This is a genomic window from Amycolatopsis kentuckyensis, from assembly GCF_041679295.1.
GTDB classification, from domain to species: domain Bacteria; phylum Actinomycetota; class Actinomycetes; order Mycobacteriales; family Pseudonocardiaceae; genus Amycolatopsis; species Amycolatopsis kentuckyensis_A.
Genome location: NZ_JBGDMD010000047.1, coordinates 1 through 578, shown reverse-complemented (window position 1 = coordinate 578; position 578 = coordinate 1). Strand labels below are relative to the sequence as shown.

Sequence of the window (578 nt, the reverse complement as noted above, 5' to 3'; positions counted from 1 at the left end):
GGGCCGGCCGGTGCACGCCGAGGAGATGTCCTGGCTGATGCACCGCTCGTGCTCGCTGGGCCTGCCCGCGCCGCGGAACATGCCCGCGGTGCCCGGCGCCGCCTGGGAGCCCGAGGACCTGGCCAGCTTCACCGACGCCGCCGACTACTACGCCGACCCGTACGCGCCGACGGTCACCGTCCGCGGCCGCACCGGCTCCAACGCGGGCGTCTCGCGGCACCTGGCGATCCTGACCGTCGGGCAGATGCACGGCCTGCAGATCCCCGAGGTCGACGACCCGTGGATCCAGCACGCCGACCGCCTGCCGGCCGCGGTCGAGGTGTCCGCGCGCATCTACGTCCGACGCCCTGAAGAGGTCGCCGGCGAGCTGCAGCGGCAGATGAACAAGGTGCGCTCGCAGGTCAAGCACTACACCGACGAGCACGAGCTGGAACCACCGCAGTCGCTGTCGCGGCAGGCCGGGCGGGTGCTGGAGATCGACGACGAGATGACGTCGGGCTTCACCGCGCTGGCCACCCGCGTGCGCTCGTGGTGGCGGCTGGCGGTGTCCGGCCCGACCGAGCGGGACGCGCTGCGCC

At 73.7% G+C, this 578-nt stretch carries 1 pseudogene; it reads left to right on the top strand.

From position 1 onward, the window contains the following. Positions 1-578, top strand: a pseudogene (locus tag ACERZO_RS50325) (ATP-binding protein); the annotation flags it as partial.